Below are 19,684 nucleotides of genomic sequence, written 5' to 3'. Positions count from 1 at the left end.
GTCCGTCGCACGGACCTGGTGCTCACTCCGCGTAGCGATCACGCAATCTGCGGACCGCATCGTCCATGTGCTCGGCGAGCATGGCATGGGCTGTGGCGGCGGGCGCGGACTTGATGGCTTCGCGGAGTTCGATGTGTTCGCGGGCTTGTTCGCGCAGGTCGGGGTAGGTGGTTTGGAGGGCGCCCAGGCACATGCGGGTTTCGATCAGCAGGGTGCGGGCCGCGCGGACGAGGCGGGGGCTGCCCGCGCTGTCGACGAGGGCTTCGTGAAAGGCCTGGTCGGCGTCGGAGACGGCGGTGGCGTCGGCTTGCTCGGCGTGCGCGAGCATGGCGGTGACGCTCGGTTCCAAGGCCTGGTAGGCGATCTCGCGACGGCCGTCGAGGATCAGGGTGAGCGCTCCGCCCTCGAGGGCGGAGCGGGCGCGGTAGATGTCGACCAGATCGTCGAGGGTCAGGTCGACGACGAAGATGCCCCGATTGCGAATGCTGGTCGCCAGGCCCTCCGAGACCAGCCGCTGCAGTGCCTCGCGCACCGGGCCGCGGGACACCCCGAAGCGTGCGGCCAGCTCGGCCTCACCCAGCTGATCGCCCGGAGCCAGCCCGCCCCGCATGATCGCCTCGCGCAGCCGGTCGGCGATCATCTCGGCGGTCGACTGCCGATTCACCGGCTCGAAGTCAACGACTGGCATGGTGAGGACCTTTCGCTCCAGGGCCGGGTCCGACCCCCTGTCCGCAATGATTACGCACGCTGCCGCCATCGCTGCGGCCGGTCCGCACTGGTGAACAGTGCGCCGAATCCGGTGTGCTCGCGCGCGATGCCGCTCAGCCGCAGCCCCTCCCAGACGGTGACCTGATTCGCGGTGAGCACCGGTTTGCCCAGCACCGCCTCCAACTCGGGGAGCACGCCCAGGGTGTGCATGGCGGTGTCGGGAATCAGCAGCGCCTGCGCCTCGGGATGATCGTTGCGCACGGCGAATTCGCGAACCTGCTCGGCGGTCAGGGTGCCGACCTCGGCGGCGGTGTCGATGCCCGCGCTCGACATCGCCACCACGGTGATGCCGGCGTCGGCGAGGAAGTCGACGAACAGCCGAGCCACCTCGTCGGGATAACTGGCGGCCACGGCGACCGTGCGCACGTCCAATGCCCGCGCCGCCTCGACGAACGCGATGCTGGTGCTGGAGGCCGGGACCCCGGCATACGCCGACAACTCGCGCACCTGCTCGCGGGCGCCCTCGGGGCCGAACACGAAACTGCCCGAGGTACAGGCCCAGACCAGCGCAGTCGGCCGGTGCCAGGCCAATAGCCGCGCGCCGCGGCGCAGCTTGTCCGGACTGCCCAGATCCAGCAGTTCGGGCACCGCGTGCAGGTCGGTACCGTAGATGTGGGCGACCTCGAGCCGGACGCCGAGCGCGGCGGCGGCCAGCGGGTAGTCGTCCTCGGCCGCGTGGTCGGGGTAGATGAAACCTACGGTCGGAGCGGACATCTGCCACCTCTTTCACGCCGGAGACCGGTCTCAGAACACATCGAGCAACCACTTTCCCGGCCCCATCATCGGCAGCTTCATCCGCCCGAGACAGGCCCACATGGTGAGTTGATTCGCCGTCAGCACCGGTTTGCCGAGCGCCATTTCCAGCGGCTCGATGATGTCGTAGGTCGGCAGATTGGTGCAGCTGACGAAGATCGCCTCCGCGTCAGGATGGTCGGCGCCGAAGATGCGCTCGGCGATGGTGCGGTAGTTGACCTTCCAGATCCCGCCGCCGAGCCCGAGATGATCCGACCGCACCACCGCGCATCCGGCCTCGCCGAGGAATTCGTGCAGTTTGCCGGTCAGGATCTCGTCGTAGGGGGTGATGACCGAGATGCGGGAGATGCCGAGATGGCCGATCGCCTCCACCAGCGCCCCCGAGGTGGTGACCGCGTCTTGCGCGCCGGCGCGGCAGATGATCTCGCGCAGCAGCCGCTCATGCGCCAGCCCTTTGATGAAGCTGCCCGACGTGCACAGGTAGGCAACGACTTCCGGCTCCACGTGCAGCACGTCGCGGGTGGCGGCGGTCAGATGCGCCGGGTTGGACACCAATTCGGCCATGGCCAGCGAGACCGGAACCGGTTCGTACGGCGTGCGGGCCAGGTGCAGGCTCACTTCGAGCGGCGCCCAGCGCCAGAGTTCCCGTTCGAGCGCGAGATCGAATGGCGCGATGATGCCGATTCCCCGCTGCGCGACCGGGCCTTCGATATCGGGGAAACCGATGTCCACTGCGGCCCCTCTCGCGCTCAGCTGGATAGACCTCCGAACCCGATCGGATTGTTGACAATCATACGATGTGATCTTACGGTGTCAATGTGAAAGAGGGCCCTATTGTCGCCGTCTTGCACAGTGACAGTGTGCCCGACTCGGAATTGATGGCCCGGGTGAGCGCCCGGGCCACAGTGCGCTACACGGAGGCATCCGGGCTGGCCGAGGCACTGCGCGGGGCAGAGGCGCTGTTCGTCTACGACTTCCTCAGTCGTGCGCTGCCCGGCGCGTGGCATGCCGCCGACCGGCTGCGCTGGCTGCATATGGGCGCGACCGGCGTCGACCCGGTGATGTTCCCGCAGCTGCGCGCGAGCGAGGTCGTGGTCACCAACACCCGGGGCGTGTTCGACGACGCCATCGCCGAATACGTGCTCGGCCAGATTCTCGCCTTCGCCAAGGACCTCCCGGAATCGGTGCGCCGCCAGCAACGCCACGACTGGCACCATCGCGAGTCCGAGCGGGTGGGCGGCGCCACCGTGCTCATCGTCGGCACCGGCGCCATCGGGCGCACCATCGCGCGGCTGCTGCGGGCGGTCGGCATGCGGGTGCGCGGCGTCGGCCGGCGAGCGCGCGCCGAGGATCCGGATTTCGGCAGCGTGAGTGCGGACCTGCATGCAGAACTGCCGTGGGCCGACTACGTCGTCGCCATCGCACCGCTGACCGAGCAGACCCGCAAGATGTTCGACGCCAGGGCCTTCGCCGCCATGAAACCGCACGCGAGGTTTGTCAACGTCGGGCGTGGGGAACTCGTGGTTACCGACGATCTGGTCGCGGCACTCGGGGCGGGCACCATCGCCGGTGCGGCGCTGGATGTGGTGGACCCGGAACCGTTGCCGCCGGGCCATCCACTGTGGGACCTGCCGAATGTGCAGATCACCCCGCACAATTCGGGCGACATCGTCGGCTGGCGCACCGAGGTCGTGCGGGCGTTCACCGACAACTTCGATCGGTGGATGGACGGCCGTCCGCTGGACAACGTGGTCGACAAGACGCTGGGGTACGTGCCCGGCTGAAGGAGGGCCAAGCCATGAGCTACCCCGATATCAACCGTCCCACCGATCCCGCCGCGATGACGGCGGTCGAACTGGTCTCCGCCTACACCGCCGGCGCGCTGTCGCCGGTGGAGGCGACCGAGGCGATCCTGGCCGCCATCGCCGAGCGCGACGGCGCGCTCAACGCCTACTGCCTGGTCGATCCGGATCGTGCGCTGGTGCAGGCCAAGGAATCGGAGGGCCGCTGGCAGGCCGGGCACGCGCGTGGATTGCTCGACGGTGTGCCGATCTCGATCAAAGACGTGTTCCTCACCGAGGGCTGGCCCACCCGGCGCGGCTCCACCTGCATCGATCCGGCGGGCCCGTGGCCGGTGGACAGCCCGGTGGCCGCCCGGCTGCGCGAGGACGGGATGGTGCTGCTCGGCAAGACCACCACACCCGAGATCGCGTGGAAGGCGGTCACCGACAGCCCGCTCACCGGCGTCACCCGCAATCCGGTCGATCCCGCGCTCACCGCGGGCGGTTCCTCCGGTGGCAGCGCCGCCGCGGTCGCCGCCGGACTGGGGCCGGTCTCGGTCGGCACCGACGGCGGTGGCAGTGTGCGGATCCCGGCGTCGTTCTGCGGCATCGTCGGATTCAAGCCGACCCACGGGCGGATTCCGCTCTATCCGGCCAGCCCGTTCGGGCCGCTGGCCCATGCCGGTCCGATGGCTCGCACGGTGGAGGATGCGGCGCTGCTGATGGACATCCTGTCGTTGCCCGACCCCCGCGACCCCACCGCGCTGGCCCCGACGCTGAGCACCTTCCGCAGTCAGATGCAGCGCGATGTTCGCGGCATCACCGTGGCCTGGTCGCCCACGCTGGGGTTCGCCGATGTCGACCCGGAGGTCGCGGCCATCGTCGAGAGCGCGGTGCAGCGCCTGGGTGCGGCCGAATTGCGGGTCGTGCCCGCCGATCCCGGCTTCGGCGATCCGCGCGAGGCGTTCGAGGTGCTGTGGGCGGTGGGCGCGGCGGCCATGCTGGCCTCGTTCGGCCCGGAGGCGCGGGAACGGGTCGACCCCGGCCTGCGCCGGGTGTGGGAGCTCGGTGAATCCCTCAGCGGCGTCGATTATCTCGCTGCCCGCGAGACCGCCGCGGCCGTCGGCATCGCCATGGGGCTGTTCCACACCGCCTACGACGTGCTGATCACCCCGACCATGCCGATCACTGCCTTCTCCGCGGGCCACGACGTCCCGCCGGGCAGCGACCTGACCGGCTGGCCGCAGTGGACGCCGTTCACCTACCCGTTCAACCTCAGCCAGCAGCCCGCCATCAGCATCCCCGTCGGCACCACCGCTGCCGGGCTGCCGGTCGGCATGCAGATCGTCGGCCCACGCCATTCCGACGATCTCGTGCTCGCCGTCGCCCGCTACGCGGAGCACGTGCTCGGGTCCTGAGGGAAGCGCGAGCCGCACCCGGCCGCGGCGTCGTCACGCCCGCGCGAAGGCGAGCGTTTCACCCTCGACGCCGTAGCGCCACAGGTCGTTGCACGCGGCGGCGATCTCGGCGAGCCCGTCGTCGATGGTGGCGAAGACATTGCCCGGCACCCAGCCGAGATCGCCGTTGATCAGCAGATTGTTGCGGCCGTAGAAGATCGCCAGATCGGTCGCGCCCTGACCCTGATGGGCGGTGGAGCCGGGCTCGTAGCCGTAGGCGGGGTTGCCGATCTCCCACGGCTCGAAGTCGAACAGGCACACATCACCCGGGATGGGCGTGACGGTCGGGTTCTCCCGATGCGGCGCAGCGGTGATCCGGGGGACGAGCGTGTAGACCTCGTTGCGGGCGTATTTGGCGTGATAGGCGTCGCCGGTCTGGGGCAACGCATCCCAGACGGCTGCGCAGGTCAGCGGCGCCTCGGCATCGAGCAGCCGGGCTCGGCAGGTGACGCCGGCCTTGGTGAGGGTGATGGTGATATAGCGGTCCATGAAGCCTGCTTTCCGATCGCGCCGCGCTGGCAGGGGGCCGGTGATCCCGGCTACGGCTGGGCGGTGCCGGGGAGTTCGGCGAGGACCTGCGCCCAGATCGCCAAGGCGTCCTCGATCTGGGACCGGCTCACCACCAGCGGCGGAATCATCCGCACCACGTTCATGTGCGCACCGCAGGTGAGCAGCAGCAGCCCCTTCTGGACCGCCAGCTGTTGTGCGGCGGTGGCGGTCTCGCGATCGGGTTCGCCCGCGGCCGTGACGAATTCCGCGCCGACGAGCAGACCAAGCCCGCGCACATCGCCGACCGCTTTGCTCTCCAGCGCCTGCATCCCGGCCAGCAACTGCGCGCCGCGCTCGGCCGCGTTCTGCACCAGGCCCTCGGATTCGATGACTTCCAGCGTGGCGATGGCGGCAGCGCAGGCCACGGCATTGCCGCCGTAGGTGCCGCCCTGCGACCCCGGCCAGGCCTTGGCCATCAACTCGCGCGACGCGGCGATACCCGACAGGGGGAACCCGCTCGCCAGGCCCTTGGCAATGGTGATGACGTCGGGTTCGACGTCGAAATGCTGGTGGCCGAAGAACTTTCCGGTCCGGCCGAACCCGGTCTGGATCTCGTCGAAGACCAGCACGATGCCGTGCCGGTCGGCGCGCTCGCGCAGCCCGCGGAAGAACGTCCGGTTGCCGGGGACATAGCCGCCCTCGCCGAGCACCGGTTCGACGATGAAGGCCGCGGTCTCCTCCGGTGCGGTGAGTGTCGCGAACAGATAGTCGAGTTCGCGCAAGGCGAAGGCGGTCGCTTCCTCCTCGCTCCATCCGTAGCGGTAGGCGGTGGGGAACGGCGCGACGTGTACGCCCGCCATCAACGGACTGAACCCCGCCGAGAACCGGGTTCCCGAGGTGGTCATGGAGGCCGCGGCGACGGTCCGGCCGTGGAAACCGCCGTGGAAGACGACGACATTGGGCCGTCCGGTTGCCTGCCGGGCCAGCCGCAGCGCGGCCTCGATCGCCTCGCTGCCGGAGTTGGCGAAGAACAGTGAATCCAGCCCGTCCGGCAGCACGGCCCCGAGCCGCTCGGTGAGTTCGAGCAGCGGACGGTGCATGACCGTCGTGTACTGGCCGTGGATGAGCCGGGCGACCTGGGCCTGCGCGGCCGCGACGACGTGCGGATGGCAGTGGCCGGTGCTGGTGACGCCGATGCCCGCGGTGAAGTCCAGGTAGCGGCGGCCGTCGGTGTCGTAGAGGTAGCAGCCCGCGCCGTGGTCGACGGTCACCGGAGTGGCTTGTTTCAGGATGGGCGATAACGCGGTCATAGTGCTCGGCCTCCCGGGCGTGCGGGCGAGGCCCGCTACCGATGATCGTCGGGTTGTAGGATTGTTGACAATATGCATAACATGGGGCCCGGGGTCGCAGCAATGGATCGGGCGGCCTCATTTCGCGATGATCGCCCCTCCGCCCGAACAAGGGAGTTCGCGTCGATGCTCACCGAGATCAGCCCCGACCAGGCGCAACGCACCGCCATCTCGTCCGTGCCCACCGGCCTATTCATCGGCGGTCAGTGGCGCGCGACGGTGGCGGAACTACCCGTCCTCGACCCCGCCACCGGCCAGGTGCTGTGCACCGTCGCCGACGCGAGCCCCGCCGACGGCCTCGACGCCCTCGCCGCCGCCGCGGATGCCCAGGCCGAATGGGCCCGCACACCCGCTCGCGATCGCGCCGACCTGCTCATGCGGGCCCATCAGAGCTTGCTCGACGACACCGAGCGCCTCGCCCTGGTGATGACCCTGGAAATGGGTAAACCGCTGGCCGAGGCCCGCGGCGAAATCGCCTATGCCGCAGAGTTCTTCCGCTGGTTCGCCGAGGAGGCCGTGCGCATCGAGGGCGGCTACCGGCCGGCACCGCGCGGCGGCTCCCGATTCCTGGTGACCCGCCAGCCCGTCGGGCCGAGCCTGCTCATCACGCCGTGGAATTTCCCGATGGCCATGGGCACCCGCAAGATCGGCCCCGCCCTCGCCGCAGGCTGCACCTGCGTGATCAAGCCGGCCGCACAGACCCCACTGTCGACGCTGGCCCTGGCCGAGATCCTGCGCACTGCCGGCCTGCCCGACGGCGTCGTCAATGTCGTGACCACCTCCGATCCGGGCGCGGTGATGGAACCGATGATCCGCGACAGCCGGTCGCGCAAGCTCTCGTTCACCGGATCCACCGCCGTGGGTAAGAAGCTGCTGGAACAGTGCGCGCACACCGTCATGCGGACCTCGATGGAGCTCGGCGGCAATGCCGCGTTCCTGGTCTTCGACGATGCCGACCTGGATGCCGCGGTCGAGGGCGCCATGGCCGCCAAGATGCGCAATATCGGACAGGCCTGCACTGCCGCGAATCGCTTTCTGGTGCATCGCAGTATCGCCGTCGAGTTCGCCGATCGGCTCACCGCGCGGATGGCGGGGCTGCCGATGGGGCCGGGCATCGAACCGGGTGTGGTGGTCGGCCCGCTGGTCGACGAGGCGGCGGTCGCGAAGGTGCAATCGCTGGTGGACGACGCGATCGGCCGCGGCGCCACCGTCCGCACCGGCGGCACCCCGATCCAGGGTCCCGGCAATTTCTACCCGGCCACGGTGCTCACCGACGTCGGCGACGACGCGCTGCTGACCCGCACCGAGATCTTCGGCCCGGTCGCCGCGATCTCGGTCTTCGACACCGAGGACGAGGCCGTCACCCGCGCCAACGACACTCCCTACGGGCTGGTCGGCTACGTCTTCACCGAGAACCTGCGCCGCGGGCTGCGGGTGTGCGAGGCTTTGGAGACCGGCATGGTCGGGCTCAATCGCGGCGTCGTGTCTGATCCGGCCGCACCGTTCGGCGGGGTCAAGGAGTCCGGGCTCGGCCGTGAAGGCGGGACCAGCGGCATCGACGAATTCCTGGAAACCAAATACATCGGAGTCGACCTGTGACCTATCGGATCGCGACCATCCCCGGCGACGGCATCGGCGTCGACGTCACCGCGGAGGCCGTGGCGGTCGTCGACGCGGTGCTGCCCGGCGTCGAATGGACCGAATTCGACTGGTCCTGTGAGCAATACCTGCGCACCGGCGCGATGATGCCCGCCGACGGCGTCGAACAGCTGGCCGCTTTCGACGCGATCCTGCTCGGCGCGGTCGGCTTTCCCGGTGTGCCCGACCATATTTCGCTGTGGGGGCTGCTGATTCCGCTGCGCCGCGCCTTCGGTCAATACGTCAACCTGCGGCCGGTGCGGCTGCTGCCCGGCACCACCTCCGCGCTGCGCGAACGCACCGCCGACGATCTGGATCTGCTCATCGTGCGGGAGAACTCCGAGGGCGAGTACTCCGAGATCGGCGGCGTCCACCAGCGCGGGCGGCCCGGTGAATTCGTCCTCCAGGAATCGGTGTTCACCCGCGCCGGCTGCGAACGCATCATCCGCTACGCCTTCGACCGGGCCCGCGAGCGGCGCAAGGGCTTGTGCTCGGCCACCAAATCCAACGGGCTCATCCATTCGATGCCGTACTGGGACAGCATCGTCGAACAGGTCGCGGCCGACTATCCGGAGGTGCCGGTGCGGCATATGCATGTCGACGCACTGGCGGCCGAGATCGTGCTGCATCCGGACCGTCTCGACGTCATCGTCGGGTCGAATCTGTTCGGCGACATCCTCTCCGACCTGGCCGCCGCGGTCACCGGCGGGCTCGGGCTGGCGCCTTCGGGCAATATCAACCCCGACCGCACCGCGCCGTCGATGTTCGAGGCCGTGCACGGCAGCGCCCCCGATATCGCCGGTCAGGGGATCGCGAACCCGGTCGCGCAGATCCTGGCCGCGGCGATGATGCTCGAGCACCTGGGCGAGCAGTCGGCGGCTGCCGCCGTGGATCGCGCGGTCTGCGAGGTCCTCGCCGCCGGGACCGTCCTGACGCCGGATCTGGGCGGCACCGCCACCACCAGCGAACTCGGCGCGGCCATCGCTACCGCCGCTGCGGCCGTCCTGGCCCGGGGGTAGTTCTCGACCGCGGCTGGATCAGAGCGCGGTCAACCAGATGGCGTCCGCGGCCGGGGTGCCCAGATCCACCGGCTGATCGCTCGCACCCACCCGGATGGCGATGGTGCCGGCGAAATCGCGCCGCTCCACCACCGTGATCGGGGTGTCCAGGGCGATGCCGACCTCGTCGAAATAGCGCAGCATGGCCGGATCGGAATCGGAGATGCGCGCCACCCGCCCGCGTTCGCCGTCACCGAAATCGCTGAGCTGACGGGCCGGGGGAGTGGGCACCGCGCCGTCGACCGACGGAATCGGGTCACCGTGCGGATCGCGGTCCGGAAACCCGAGCTTGGCGTCGATGCGGGCCATCAGCAGGTCCGAGACCGCGTGCTCGAGCACCTCGGCCTCGTCGTGCACCTCGTCCCAGCCATAGCCGAGCTCGTTCACCAGGAAGGTCTCGATCAACCGGTGCCTGCGCACCATCGCCACCGCGGCCAGCCTGCCGTGCTCGGTGAGCGTGATCGCCCCGTAGCGGGCATGTTCGACCAGGCCCTGATCGGCGAGTTTGCGCACCGCCTCGGACACCGTGGAGGCCGAGACCCCGATCCGTTCGGCGAGCAGTTTGGTCGACACCTTCTCCTGCGACCACTCCTGCGCGGTCCAGATGACCTTCAGGTAGTCCTGCGCGACCGACGACAGCACCGGTGCGATCGTGGTCGCACCGGCGTGGCTCGCGTCAGGGTTGCCGGTGAGGGCATCGGCCAGTTCCCGCCGGGTGGCGACATCTCGTTTACCGGGCACATCTTCGAGCTTAGGCATAGGAGCAGCGATACACACATCGCGCCATGCGCGAGAAACCCGCCATTCGCCGGGACCTCACCACCACTACACCGAGGCGGTGCGCCGGGCATGCCGGAATACTGTTCGACACCGGATTTGCGTAGGCTGCGCACTGTGCAGAGATGGCGAAGTCTCGACGAAGTTCCCGCGGACTGGGGCCGGTGCGTGCTCACGATCGGTGTGTTCGACGGGGTCCACCGTGGGCACGCTCAGCTGATCAGCCGTGCCGTCAAGTCGGCTGCCGCACGCGGGGTTCCGGCGGTACTGATGACCTTCGACCCGCACCCGATGGAAGTGGTGCGCCCGGGTTCGCATCCGGCCCAGCTGACCACGCTGACCCGCCGCGCCGAACTGGCCGAGGAACTCGGCGTCGACGTCTTCTGCGTCATGCCGTTCACCCAGGAATTCATGAAACTGACCCCCGCCCGCTACGTGCACGACCTGCTGGTCGAGCGCCTGCACGTGGCCGAGGTCGTGGTCGGCGACAACTTCACCTTCGGCAAGAAGGCCGCAGGCACCGTCGAAACCATGCGCGAGCTGGGCCATCGCTTCGGCTTCGAGGTCGACGCGGTGACGCTGCTGGGCGAGCACGCGGTCACCTTCTCCTCCACCTACATCCGCGCCTGCGTCGATGCCGGCGACATGGCCGCGGCCGCCGAGGCGCTGGGGCGCCCGCACCGGGTCGAGGGCGTGGTGGTGCACGGTGACGGCCGCGGCCGCGAGCTCGGATTCCCCACCGCCAATGTCGCACCGCCCATGCACGCCGCCATCCCGGCCGACGGCGTGTACGCGGGCTGGTTCACCGTGCTCGGGCCCGGGCCCACCATCGGCACCGTCACTCCCGGTGAGCGGGCCATGGCCGCCATCTCCGTCGGCACCAACCCCACCTTCTCCGGACGCGCCCGCACCGTCGAGGCGTACGTGCTCGACGGTGAAGCCGACCTCTACGGCCAGCACGTGGCGGTCGACTTCGTCGAGCACCTGCGCGGCATGCAGAAGTTCGACTCGCTCGACGACCTGATCGAGGCCATGCGCCGCGACGTCGACAGCGCCCGCAAGGTGCTCGGCGCCGCCCAGTCCTGAACCGGCTGACCTCGCGATTCGGTCCGCCGCACCCGGTCGGGTAAGGTGGATCCTCGGGTTTGCTGCGGTCCGCGGCGGCGCCCCACCGGTTCGCCGGATCCTCGAGCGCGGAACTGAGAAACAGGAGTGGATGCCCCATGGCGTTGACCACCGAGCAGAAGAAGGCGATTCTCGCCGAGTACGGCCTGCACGAGACCGACACCGGTTCGCCGGAGGCGCAGATCGCGCTGCTGTCCAAGCGCATCGCCGACATCACCGAGCACCTCAAGAAGCACAAGCACGACCACCACACCCGCCACGGCCTGATGGCGCTGATCGGTCGTCGCAAGCGCCTGTCGAAGTACCTGGCCGACAAGGACATCGCGCGCTACCGCACCCTGATCGAGCGCCTCGGCCTGCGGCGCTGATCATCGCGTCCACGCCCTGCCACCGCATGCGACACGCGGTTACGGTAAGGCAGTAGACGACCCGGCCAACGGGGAGCTTACAATCTCCTCGTTGGCTTTTTCGTGTCCGGGGGAGGAATAACCCCTGCACGACAACACAGCCGTATGCACCCGTCCTCGTGGCGTCGGTCTTCGGTAGTGGCTTTTCGGCCGGTGGCATACCGCCGGAGGGCTTCGATCGATGACCGCCTCCGCGTCGCCGTATCCAAGGGGATACCGGCCGGGTGTGCGCGTCGCAGCCAGGAGGGCTGCCGCGTGCCCCGTCAGGTACGGCTGACACAGCCGGATCGCGCCATGGGCGCCGGGTCCGGCGAGACGAGAGGTTGAGAGAAGAAAAATGTCCGAAACCACCGAACGCGCGAATACCTCGGCCGTCGAGGTCGAGCCCGGAGTCTTCGAATCCGTCGCGCTGATCGACAACGGGAGCTACGGCACCCGCACCATTCGCTTCGAGACCGGCCGTCTGGCCCGTCAGGCCGCAGGCTCGGTCGTGGCCTACCTCGACGACGAGACCATGCTGCTGTCGGCCACCACCGCCGGTAAGCACCCCAAGGACCAGTTCGACTTCTTCCCGCTGACGGTCGACGTCGAAGAGCGGATGTACGCCGCGGGCCGCATCCCCGGCTCGTTCTTCCGCCGCGAGGGCCGCCCCTCCACCGACGCGATCCTCACCTGCCGCCTGATCGACCGGCCGCTGCGCCCGTCGTTCGTCGACGGCCTGCGCAACGAGATCCAGGTCGTGGTCACGGTGATGAGCCTGGACCCGAACGACCTCTACGACGTCGTCGCGATCAACGCCGCTTCGGCGTCCACCCAGATCGCCGGCCTGCCGTTCTCCGGCCCGGTCGGCGGCGTGCGCGTGGCGCTGATCGAGGGCCAGTGGGTCGCGTTCCCGACCGTGGAGCAGCTCGAGGGTGCGGTCTTCGACATGGTCGTCGCCGGTCGCGTGGTCGAATCCGGTGACGTCGCGATCATGATGGTCGAGGCCGAGGCCACCGACAAGGTCATCGAGCTGGTCGAGGGTGGCGCGCCGGCGCCCACCGAAGCCGTCGTGGCCGAGGGCCTCGAGGCCGCCAAGCCGTTCATCGCCCGCCTGTGCCGCGCCCAGGCCGATCTCGCCGCGCTGGCCGCCAAGCCGACCGGTGAGTTCCCGCTGTTCCCGCCGTACGAGGCCGACGTCTTCGAGGCCGTGGAGGGCACCGCCAAGCGTGAGCTGAACGAGGCGCTGAGCATCGCCGACAAGCAGGAGCGCGAGGCGAAGATCGACGAGATCAAGCTCGACGTGCTCTCCCGCCTCGGCGAGGACTTCGTCGGCCGGGAGAAGGAGCTGGGCGCGGCGTTCCGCTCGGTCACCAAGAAGCTGGTCCGGCAGCGCATCCTGACCGACGGCTTCCGCATCGACGGTCGTGGCCTGGCCGATATCCGCGCGCTGTCGGCGGAGGTCGCCGTGGTGCCGCGGGCGCACGGTTCGGCGCTGTTCGAGCGTGGCGAGACCCAGATCCTGGGCATCACCACCCTCGACATGGTCAAGATGGCCCAGCAGGTCGACTCGCTGGGCCCCGAGACCAGCAAGCGCTACATGCACCACTACAACTTCCCGCCGTTCTCCACCGGCGAGACCGGCCGCGTCGGCTCGCCCAAGCGGCGCGAGATCGGCCACGGCGCGCTGGCCGAGCGGGCACTGATCCCGGTGCTGCCCAGCCAGGAGGAGTTCCCCTACGCCATCCGTCAGGTGTCGGAGGCGCTGGGCTCCAACGGCTCCACCTCGATGGGTTCGGTGTGTGCCTCCACGCTCGCGCTGCTGAACGCCGGTGTGCCGCTGAAGGCTCCGGTCGCCGGTATCGCGATGGGCCTGGTGTCGGACACCGTCACCAACGACAAGGGTGAGGACGAGGTGCGCTACGTCGCGCTGACCGACATCCTCGGCGCCGAGGACGCCTTCGGCGACATGGACTTCAAGGTCGCCGGCACCCGTGACTTCGTCACCGCCCTGCAGCTCGACACCAAGCTCGACGGCATCCCGTCCAAGGTGCTGGCCGGCGCGCTGAGCCAGGCCCACGACGCCCGCAACACCATCCTGGACGTGATGGCCGAGGCCATCGCCACCCCGGACGAGATGAGCCCCTACGCGCCGCGCGTCACCGCGATCAAGATCCCGGTCGACAAGATCGGCGAGGTGATCGGGCCCAAGGGCAAGGTGATCAACCAGATCACCGAGGAGACCGGCGCCAACATCTCCATCGAGGACGACGGCACCGTGTTCGTCGGCGCGACCGACGGCCCGTCGGCGCAGGCCGCGATCGACCAGATCAACGCCATCGCCAACCCGCAGCTGCCCAAGGTGGGCGAGCGCTTCCTCGGCACGGTCGTCAAGACCACCGCCTTCGGCGCCTTCGTCTCGCTGCTGCCCGGCCGCGACGGCCTGGTGCACATCTCCAAGCTGGGCAATGGCAAGCGGGTGGCCAAGGTCGAAGACGTGGTCAACGTCGGCGACAAGCTGCGCGTGGAGATCGCCGACATCGACAACCGCGGCAAGATCTCGCTGATCCCGGTCGAGGAGAACACCGAAGAGACCACCGGCGATGCGGACGCGCCCGCGGGCGAGTAGTACTTGACGGTGTGACGAAGCAGAACGCGGCGACCCCCTTGCTCAGGAATGGGCAGGGGGGTCTGTCGCTGGATTGGCGAATGAGCAAAACGGAGACGGCGACCGAGACCGGTGTCCGGCGCACGGTGCTGCCCGGCGGGTTGCGGGTGGTGACCGAGCACCTACCCGGTGTGCGTTCGGCATCGATCGGCGTGTGGGTCGGGGTCGGTTCGCGCGATGAGGGCCCGACGGTCGCCGGTGCCGCCCATTTCCTCGAGCATCTGCTGTTCAAGGCCACCCCCACCCGCACCGCGCTCGATATCGCCGAGGCGATGGACGCGGTAGGCGGTGAGCTGAACGCGTTCACCGCCAAGGAGCAGACCTGCTACTACGCCCATGTGCTGGACGAGGATCTGCCGCTGGCGGTGGAGCTGGTCTCCGATGTGGTGCTCAACGGGCTGTGCCGGTCGGTCGATGTCGATGTCGAGCGGCAGGTGGTGCTCGAAGAGATCGCCATGCGCGACGACGACCCCGAAGACCTGGTCGGCGACGCGTTCCTGACCGCGCTGTTCGGCGATCACCCGATCGGGCGGCCGGTGATCGGCTCGGTGGAATCCATCGAAGGGATGCGCGCCACCCAGCTGCGCTCGTTCCATCAGCGCCGCTACCGGCCCGACCGGATGGTGGTCGCGGTGGCGGGCAACGTGGAGCATGAGCACACCGTGGAGCTGGTGCATCGCGCCTTCGCCGACCGGCTCGACCCGACCGCCGAGCCGATGCCGCGGCGGGAGGGACGATTCCGGACCCGGACGGCGCCGCAACTGCACTGGAGCCACCGCGACAGCGAACAGTCGCATTTGGTGTTCGGGGTGCGCGCCTTCGGCCGCCATGAGGGCGAACGGCGCTGGCCGCTGTCGGTGCTCAACACCGTCGTCGGCGGCGGGCTGAGTTCGCGGCTGTTCCAACGCATCCGGGAAGAACGCGGCCTGGCGTACTCGGTGTACTCGAGCGTGGACACCTTCGCCGACACCGGCGCGTTCTCGGTCTACATCGGCTGCCAGCCGGAGAACCTGGCCGAGGTCGCCGCCCTCGCCCGCGGCGTGCTGGAAGAGGTGGCCGCCAACGGCATCACCGATGCCGAATGCGCTCGCGCCAAGGGCTCGCTGCGCGGCGGGCTGGTGCTCGGGCTCGAGGATTCCTCGTCACGGATGAACCGCATCGGCCGCAGCGAACTCAGCTACGGCAACCACCGCAGCGTCTCCGAGACGCTGGCCCGCATCGACGCGGTCACCACCGAGGAAGTCAGCGAAATCGCGCGCACGCTGCTGGAACGGCCGTTCGGAGCGTCGGTGGCGGGGCCGTACCGGCGCACGCGGGACTTGCCGGCGGCGGTGCGGCGGCTCGTCGAAAGCTGATGCGGGCCGGCCGGTCGGTGCGGTCGAATCTCGCGTGACCGGTCACGCCGGAAGATGACACACTGGCTCAGCTCGGCGGGGCAGCAGGAAATGCTCAGGGGGGACGATGGATTCGGTGGAGTTGGCGCTCGCGCGGTCGGTGGTGGAGGTGGCGGCCGGGCGGCGGTCGCTCGCGCGTGACGTGCTCGAACAGGCGTTGAACGAGGCGCCGGACGAGGCTCGGCTGTTGGCGCGGCTGGCCGAGGAGCACCTGGAATCGGGCGATATCGCCCGGGCTCGGCAGACGGCGGATGTGGCGTGCCGGGCCGATCCGAAGCAGGCCGACGCCTGGATGGTGGCCGCGCTGGCCGCAGGAGCCCAGGCTCGGCACGAGCAGGCCGTCCGGCACGCTCAGCGCGCAATCGAACTCCTTCCGGCCGACCCCGCGGCGCGGCTGCTGTACTGCCTCATGGTCGACCGGTACGCCAAGAGCACCAAGGCGATGCGAGCGGAGGGCAAGTTCTCGCTGACGATCGCCGGATTGCACGCCGCGCCGGGCAGCCGGGTGAAGGTAGCGGGAGCGGAGGTCGCCATAAGTGCGATCGATCTCGACGCGCGGTCGGGCCCGAACCGTGCCACCGTGCGTGACCTGCGGACGTTGGTCGGTGCCGGGGTCGACACCGCGCCCGCGCACCAACGGCTCACCGAATACGTCTGGCGGACGCTGCTGCGGCTGGTCGGATTGTTCTGGGGCTGGGCGGCTATCGTGGCGGTGACCTCGACGTTCGCCGGGCCGTCGGTGCTGCGGCTGGTGGATTCAGCGGTACTGGGCGCCTTCGGTTTCATCGGCGTGCGTTCGCTGCGCCGAGCCCGGCGGCGGTTGCCCAAGGGCTATCTCGGGATGCGGGCCAGGCGGCCCGAAGCGGTTCTCGGCCTCCTCGTCTTCGTCGTCGCGTTGCCGCTCGCGCTCATCGGCCACGCCGCGATCACCATCGACCGTGGTGATACGGCCACGACGCTCGGGTATGTGGTGGTACTGACCGCGTTGGGGGCGTCGGCACTAGCTCATCTGCTGCTGTTCATCGCGTGGGTTCGGCCCGCCTGCGGCGCCGAGGATCGCGACGCGAACTGGGTGTACGCCATGTCGGGAGTGATCCTGGTCGTTCCGCCCGCTGTGGTCATCGGGGGTGTGCTCGCCCTCCTGCACGGCGTGGCCTTGCGGCCGGACGGCGCGTGGGCATTCGCGGTGTTCGCCGCAATCGTCGTCGCGACCCTGTGCGTGGAGGCCGCGCTGTCGTTCATCGCCGAGACCCCCTGGGTCCCCGGCGCGATCATGCTGCCGATTCTGCTGCTACCGGCTGCCGGGTGCGCCCTGCTGATGGTGTGGGCGTTGCGGCGGTTGGTGTTCGGATAGCGCGACAAGACGGAGCAGGAGTCGCCCTGCTCGCGTTGGGGGCGTCCCTCAGTCGCCCTGTGCCCGGTTCGCTGCCTCGACCACCGACGCCAGCAACCCCGGCAGCGCCTCGTCGAGGGCATCGGTGCGCAAACGCTGGCAGGTCTGGCCGTCGACGACCAGCCGTTCGATGACGCCGGCCTCGCGCAGGATCTTGAAATGGTGGGTCGCGGTGGACTTGTTGATCACGTCGTAGAGCGCTCCGCAGCGCACCGCGGTGCCCGCATTGCTGAGCCGGCGCACCATCTCCAGGCGCACCGGATCCTGTAGCGCGCCGAGCACAACGGGGAGCGCGGCCACGGGATGGACCTCGGAGCCGGTGACCGCTGTGGTGTCCGTCATGATCTTCCTCACTGGGGGGTTTGATGATCGTCGTACCGTACGTTACTGTCGATTCGGTTCGATCATTATCAAACTTACCTGATCGGGGTTTCGATGGCAGCGACAATGGCCGTGCCCGGGGCGGAGCGGGCATCGCAGTCGTGGGCGTACGCGCTGGTGCTGGCCGCCAGCGGCGTCGCGCTCGGGGTGTCGGGGGTTCCGGCGCCGCTGTATGGCATCTACGAGCGGGAATGGCATCTGTCGCCGCTCACCACCACCATCGTGTTCGCCGTCTACGCGGTCGCGGCGCTGGGCGCGGTGCTGGTCTCGGGCCGGGTCTCCGATGTGGTCGGGCGCAAGCCGGTGCTGCTGGGCGCGTTCGCCACCATGATCGTCGGCCTGATCGTGTTCGTGCTGGCCGATACCGTGCCGATGCTGCTGCTGGCGCGGGCACTGCACGGCTTCGCGGTCGGCGCCACGGTGGTGGCCGGCGCGGCGGCACTGCTGGACCTGCGTCCGCATCGCGGTGCGCGGTCCGGCCAGCTCACCGGTGTGGCCTTCAATGTCGGTATGGCGGTGGCGATCCTGGGGTCGGCGCTGCTCGCGCAGTACGCGCCGAATCCACTGCGCACCCCCTATGTGGTGATCAGCGTGGTCTGCTTGATCATCGGTGTCGGTGTGCTGGCGTTGCGGGAGCCGCATGTCGCGCGGGCCGCGGGCCGCATCCGGATCGCCAAGCCGGCCGTCCCGCAGGAGATTCGCGGTGATTTCTGGTTCTCCGCGATCGGGGTGATGGCGGCATGGTCGGTGCTGGGTGTGCTGCTGTCGCTGTATCCATCGTTGGCCGCGGAGCAGACCGGCATCCACAATCTGGTCTTCGGTGGGCTGGTGGTGGCGTCGACGGCGCTGTCGGCGGCGCTGGCACAGCTATTCGCGACCGGGGTGCCGGCACGGGCGGCGGCCATCATCGGCGATATCGGCATGGCGATTGCCCTGCTGCTGACGGTGCCGGCCCTCGGCACACACAACTGGGTCGCGGTGATCGGCATCGGGCTGGCCCTCGGCGCCACCTTCGGGCTCGGGTTCGGTGGCTCGCTGCGCCACCTGTCCAATGTCGTACCGCAGCACAAGCGCGGCGAGACCATGTCGGCCTACTACCTGCTGGCCTACTCGGCGATGGCGCTGCCCACCGTCGTGGCGGGCTGGGCCGCGACGACGTGGGGTCTGGGCACGGTGTTTCCGTGGTTCGTCGGTGCGGTGGCGGTGGCGTGCCTGATCGCGGCGGGTCTGGGTGTGCGTCGTGGACGCGCCGAGGTGCGCACGCAGGTCTGAAGCGCGGCCAGCTGATCAGCTCGCGGCGACCGGGGTTTCGTGGACGGTCAGCCAGCGCAACGCCGGCTCGCCGTCGGCCGCGACCAGCACTGCGGTCACGCGACGACGCGATATCTGCCCGGCGTGGTGGTGTGATTCCAGGAATCGCACCACCACCATTCGGTTTTCCGCCGCGACTTCTTCGAATTCGCTGATCTCGATACGCAGTCCCGGACTGGCATTGCGGGCGGCACGAAGGCCGTCCAACAATTCACTTCGCCGCAGCGTTTCGCCCGCCGTGGTCACCATGGAGAACGCTTCGTGTTGTGCGTCGGCGAATCGTTCGAATACCGCATCGTCGGCTTCGGAACCGAGCCAGGCGGCCAGATCGTCGTGCAGTTGTTCGACGGCTGTTTTCACGTCGATGCCCATTCGGTATCCATTTCTTCGCAGGCGACCGAGCTCGACGAGTGGTGTTGCCGTCGAGCCATGGCGGTACGAGTGGAATGCGATGAGGCCGGGTGTCGCCACCCGGCCTCATGCGCTTACTGGGGCCAGCCGCCGTACGGGACGGTGATCAGCTCCACGAAGTGCCCGCTGGGGTCGAGGAAGTAGATGCCTCGACCGCCATCGTTGTGGTTGATCTGCCCCGCGTCCTGCTGACGTGGATCGGCCCAGTAGTCCAGCCGGTACCGGCGGATCTTGTCGTAGGCGGCGTCGAACTCGTCCTCCGAGACCAGAAACGCGTAATGCTGGGGCTGGATATCGCCGATATGTGGCGGGACGTTCGCGAAATCGAAGGTGACACCGTTATCGACGGTGACCGGAATGAACGGCCCCCATTCGGTTCCGGCCGTGACACCCAGAATGTCCGCCCAGAATTCGGCGGACACGCGATTGTCCTTGCATCCGACAATGGTGTGATTGAACTGTACTGACAGGGGATTTTCTCCTCGAGTAGTGACGGTCCCGACCCCGGGCTCGGTACAAGGCGGCCAACGGGAGCACCGTCACAA

At 69.0% G+C, this 19,684-nt stretch carries 19 protein-coding genes; 10 read left to right on the top strand and 9 right to left on the bottom strand.

Annotated features, from left to right (window positions below):
* Window positions 1-22: 22 nt before the first annotated feature.
* The 3 genes from NOCYR_RS18815 to NOCYR_RS18805 are packed head-to-tail and all read right to left on the bottom strand — an operon-like array spanning window position 23 to window position 2,253.
* Window positions 23-688 (bottom strand): GntR family transcriptional regulator, encoded by a 666-nt coding sequence (locus NOCYR_RS18815; protein WP_014351988.1) that lies wholly within the window; start codon window positions 686-688, stop codon window positions 23-25.
* Window positions 689-738: 50 nt separating this feature from the next.
* Entirely contained in the window at window positions 739-1,482 is a 744-nt protein-coding gene (locus tag NOCYR_RS18810) for a maleate cis-trans isomerase (protein WP_014351987.1), read from the bottom strand.
* A gap of 30 nt (window positions 1,483-1,512) precedes the next feature.
* Window positions 1,513-2,253 (bottom strand): Asp/Glu/hydantoin racemase, encoded by a 741-nt coding sequence (locus tag NOCYR_RS18805; RefSeq protein ID WP_014351986.1) that lies wholly within the window; start codon window positions 2,251-2,253, stop codon window positions 1,513-1,515.
* Window positions 2,254-2,339: 86 nt separating this feature from the next.
* Between NOCYR_RS18805 and NOCYR_RS18800 the strand changes: the two genes are divergently transcribed.
* Together NOCYR_RS18800 and NOCYR_RS18795 are read left to right on the top strand one after the other, a co-directional pair.
* A complete protein-coding gene (locus tag NOCYR_RS18800) occupies window positions 2,340-3,305 on the top strand; it encodes a D-2-hydroxyacid dehydrogenase (RefSeq protein WP_048833518.1) in 966 nt (321 codons plus the stop codon).
* Window positions 3,306-3,334: 29 nt separating this feature from the next.
* Complete coding sequence (locus tag NOCYR_RS18795; protein WP_197538448.1) at window positions 3,335-4,720, top strand: amidase; 1,386 nt, start codon at window positions 3,335-3,337, stop codon at window positions 4,718-4,720.
* 33 nt (window positions 4,721-4,753) lie between these two features.
* Here NOCYR_RS18795 and NOCYR_RS18790 read toward each other — a convergent pair whose 3' ends face one another.
* Both NOCYR_RS18790 and NOCYR_RS18785 read right to left on the bottom strand, forming a co-directional pair.
* On the bottom strand, window positions 4,754-5,248 hold the full coding sequence (locus NOCYR_RS18790; RefSeq protein WP_014351983.1) for a DUF3830 family protein: 495 nt from the start codon (window positions 5,246-5,248) through the stop codon (window positions 4,754-4,756).
* 50 nt (window positions 5,249-5,298) lie between these two features.
* A complete protein-coding gene (locus NOCYR_RS18785; protein ID WP_014351982.1) occupies window positions 5,299-6,558 on the bottom strand; it encodes an aspartate aminotransferase family protein in 1,260 nt (419 codons plus the stop codon).
* Window positions 6,559-6,723: 165 nt separating this feature from the next.
* Between NOCYR_RS18785 and NOCYR_RS18780 the strand changes: the two genes are divergently transcribed.
* Together NOCYR_RS18780 and NOCYR_RS18775 are read left to right on the top strand one after the other, a co-directional pair.
* Window positions 6,724-8,196, top strand: coding sequence for an NAD-dependent succinate-semialdehyde dehydrogenase (locus NOCYR_RS18780; RefSeq protein ID WP_014351981.1), 1,473 nt, complete (start codon window positions 6,724-6,726; stop codon window positions 8,194-8,196).
* Entirely contained in the window at window positions 8,193-9,254 is a 1,062-nt protein-coding gene (locus NOCYR_RS18775; RefSeq protein ID WP_014351980.1) for a tartrate dehydrogenase, read from the top strand. The genes NOCYR_RS18780 and NOCYR_RS18775 overlap by 4 nt, the downstream gene beginning before the upstream one ends.
* Window positions 9,255-9,272: 18 nt before the next feature.
* Here NOCYR_RS18775 and NOCYR_RS18770 read toward each other — a convergent pair whose 3' ends face one another.
* Window positions 9,273-10,052, bottom strand: coding sequence for a metal-dependent transcriptional regulator (locus NOCYR_RS18770; RefSeq protein ID WP_014351979.1), 780 nt, complete (start codon window positions 10,050-10,052; stop codon window positions 9,273-9,275).
* A gap of 135 nt (window positions 10,053-10,187) precedes the next feature.
* On the opposite strand from NOCYR_RS18770, the gene NOCYR_RS18765 reads away from it, so the two are divergent.
* The 5 genes from NOCYR_RS18765 to NOCYR_RS18745 all read left to right on the top strand — a co-directional run bounded on the left by NOCYR_RS18765 (window position 10,188) and on the right by NOCYR_RS18745 (window position 16,997).
* Window positions 10,188-11,156: a bifunctional riboflavin kinase/FAD synthetase gene (locus NOCYR_RS18765; protein WP_175587089.1), complete on the top strand. Its 969-nt coding sequence runs from the start codon at window positions 10,188-10,190 to the stop codon at window positions 11,154-11,156.
* Window positions 11,157-11,293: 137 nt separating this feature from the next.
* A complete protein-coding gene (gene rpsO / locus NOCYR_RS18760) occupies window positions 11,294-11,563 on the top strand; it encodes a 30S ribosomal protein S15 (RefSeq protein ID WP_014351977.1) in 270 nt (89 codons plus the stop codon).
* A 376-nt stretch (window positions 11,564-11,939) separates the two neighbouring features.
* On the top strand, window positions 11,940-14,210 hold the full coding sequence (locus NOCYR_RS18755; protein WP_014351976.1) for a polyribonucleotide nucleotidyltransferase: 2,271 nt from the start codon (window positions 11,940-11,942) through the stop codon (window positions 14,208-14,210).
* A gap of 80 nt (window positions 14,211-14,290) precedes the next feature.
* A complete protein-coding gene (locus NOCYR_RS18750) occupies window positions 14,291-15,604 on the top strand; it encodes a M16 family metallopeptidase (protein WP_014351975.1) in 1,314 nt (437 codons plus the stop codon).
* A 106-nt stretch (window positions 15,605-15,710) separates the two neighbouring features.
* Entirely contained in the window at window positions 15,711-16,997 is a 1,287-nt protein-coding gene (locus tag NOCYR_RS18745; protein WP_014351974.1) for a tetratricopeptide repeat protein, read from the top strand.
* 48 nt (window positions 16,998-17,045) lie between these two features.
* Here NOCYR_RS18745 and NOCYR_RS18740 read toward each other — a convergent pair whose 3' ends face one another.
* The gene (locus NOCYR_RS18740; protein WP_014351973.1) at window positions 17,046-17,378 is read right to left on the bottom strand and encodes an ArsR/SmtB family transcription factor; all 333 of its coding nucleotides are present in this window, start codon (window positions 17,376-17,378) and stop codon (window positions 17,046-17,048) included.
* A gap of 93 nt (window positions 17,379-17,471) precedes the next feature.
* Here NOCYR_RS18740 and NOCYR_RS18735 point away from each other — a divergent pair, with 93 nt between their 5' ends.
* A complete protein-coding gene (locus NOCYR_RS18735) occupies window positions 17,472-18,689 on the top strand; it encodes an MFS transporter (protein WP_048833515.1) in 1,218 nt (405 codons plus the stop codon).
* 15 nt (window positions 18,690-18,704) lie between these two features.
* Here NOCYR_RS18735 and NOCYR_RS18730 read toward each other — a convergent pair whose 3' ends face one another.
* On the bottom strand, window positions 18,705-19,199 hold the full coding sequence (locus NOCYR_RS18730; protein ID WP_231855960.1) for a hypothetical protein: 495 nt from the start codon (window positions 19,197-19,199) through the stop codon (window positions 18,705-18,707).
* Between the two features lie 14 nt (window positions 19,200-19,213).
* Entirely contained in the window at window positions 19,214-19,609 is a 396-nt protein-coding gene (locus NOCYR_RS18725) for a VOC family protein (RefSeq protein WP_048833514.1), read from the bottom strand.
* Window positions 19,610-19,684: the final 75 nt, after the last annotated feature.

Source organism: Nocardia cyriacigeorgica GUH-2 (assembly GCF_000284035.1).
Taxonomy (GTDB): Bacteria; Actinomycetota; Actinomycetes; order Mycobacteriales; family Mycobacteriaceae; genus Nocardia; species Nocardia cyriacigeorgica_B.
Note: the sequence above shows the minus strand (reverse complement) of the source record. Positions and strands in the feature narration are given on the sequence as shown.

Bases quoted from the DNA above. Each gene is read 5' to 3' on its own strand.
- NOCYR_RS18740 (WP_014351973.1), bottom strand. From the start codon at position 17,378: ATGACGGACACCACAGCGGTCACCGGCTCCGAGGTCCATCCCGTGGCC.
- NOCYR_RS18770 (WP_014351979.1), bottom strand. From the start codon at position 10,052: ATGCCTAAGCTCGAAGATGTGCCCGGTAAACGAGATGTCGCCACCCGG.
- rpsO (WP_014351977.1), top strand. From the start codon at position 11,294: ATGGCGTTGACCACCGAGCAGAAGAAGGCGATTCTCGCCGAGTACGGC.
- NOCYR_RS18750 (WP_014351975.1), top strand. From the start codon at position 14,291: ATGAGCAAAACGGAGACGGCGACCGAGACCGGTGTCCGGCGCACGGTG.
- NOCYR_RS18815 (WP_014351988.1), bottom strand. From the start codon at position 688: ATGCCAGTCGTTGACTTCGAGCCGGTGAATCGGCAGTCGACCGCCGAG.
- NOCYR_RS18735 (WP_048833515.1), top strand. From the start codon at position 17,472: ATGGCAGCGACAATGGCCGTGCCCGGGGCGGAGCGGGCATCGCAGTCG.
- NOCYR_RS18745 (WP_014351974.1), top strand. From the start codon at position 15,711: ATGGATTCGGTGGAGTTGGCGCTCGCGCGGTCGGTGGTGGAGGTGGCG.
- NOCYR_RS18785 (WP_014351982.1), bottom strand. From the start codon at position 6,558: ATGACCGCGTTATCGCCCATCCTGAAACAAGCCACTCCGGTGACCGTC.
- NOCYR_RS18810 (WP_014351987.1), bottom strand. From the start codon at position 1,482: ATGTCCGCTCCGACCGTAGGTTTCATCTACCCCGACCACGCGGCCGAG.
- NOCYR_RS18755 (WP_014351976.1), top strand. From the start codon at position 11,940: ATGTCCGAAACCACCGAACGCGCGAATACCTCGGCCGTCGAGGTCGAG.
- NOCYR_RS18790 (WP_014351983.1), bottom strand. From the start codon at position 5,248: ATGGACCGCTATATCACCATCACCCTCACCAAGGCCGGCGTCACCTGC.
- NOCYR_RS18780 (WP_014351981.1), top strand. From the start codon at position 6,724: ATGCTCACCGAGATCAGCCCCGACCAGGCGCAACGCACCGCCATCTCG.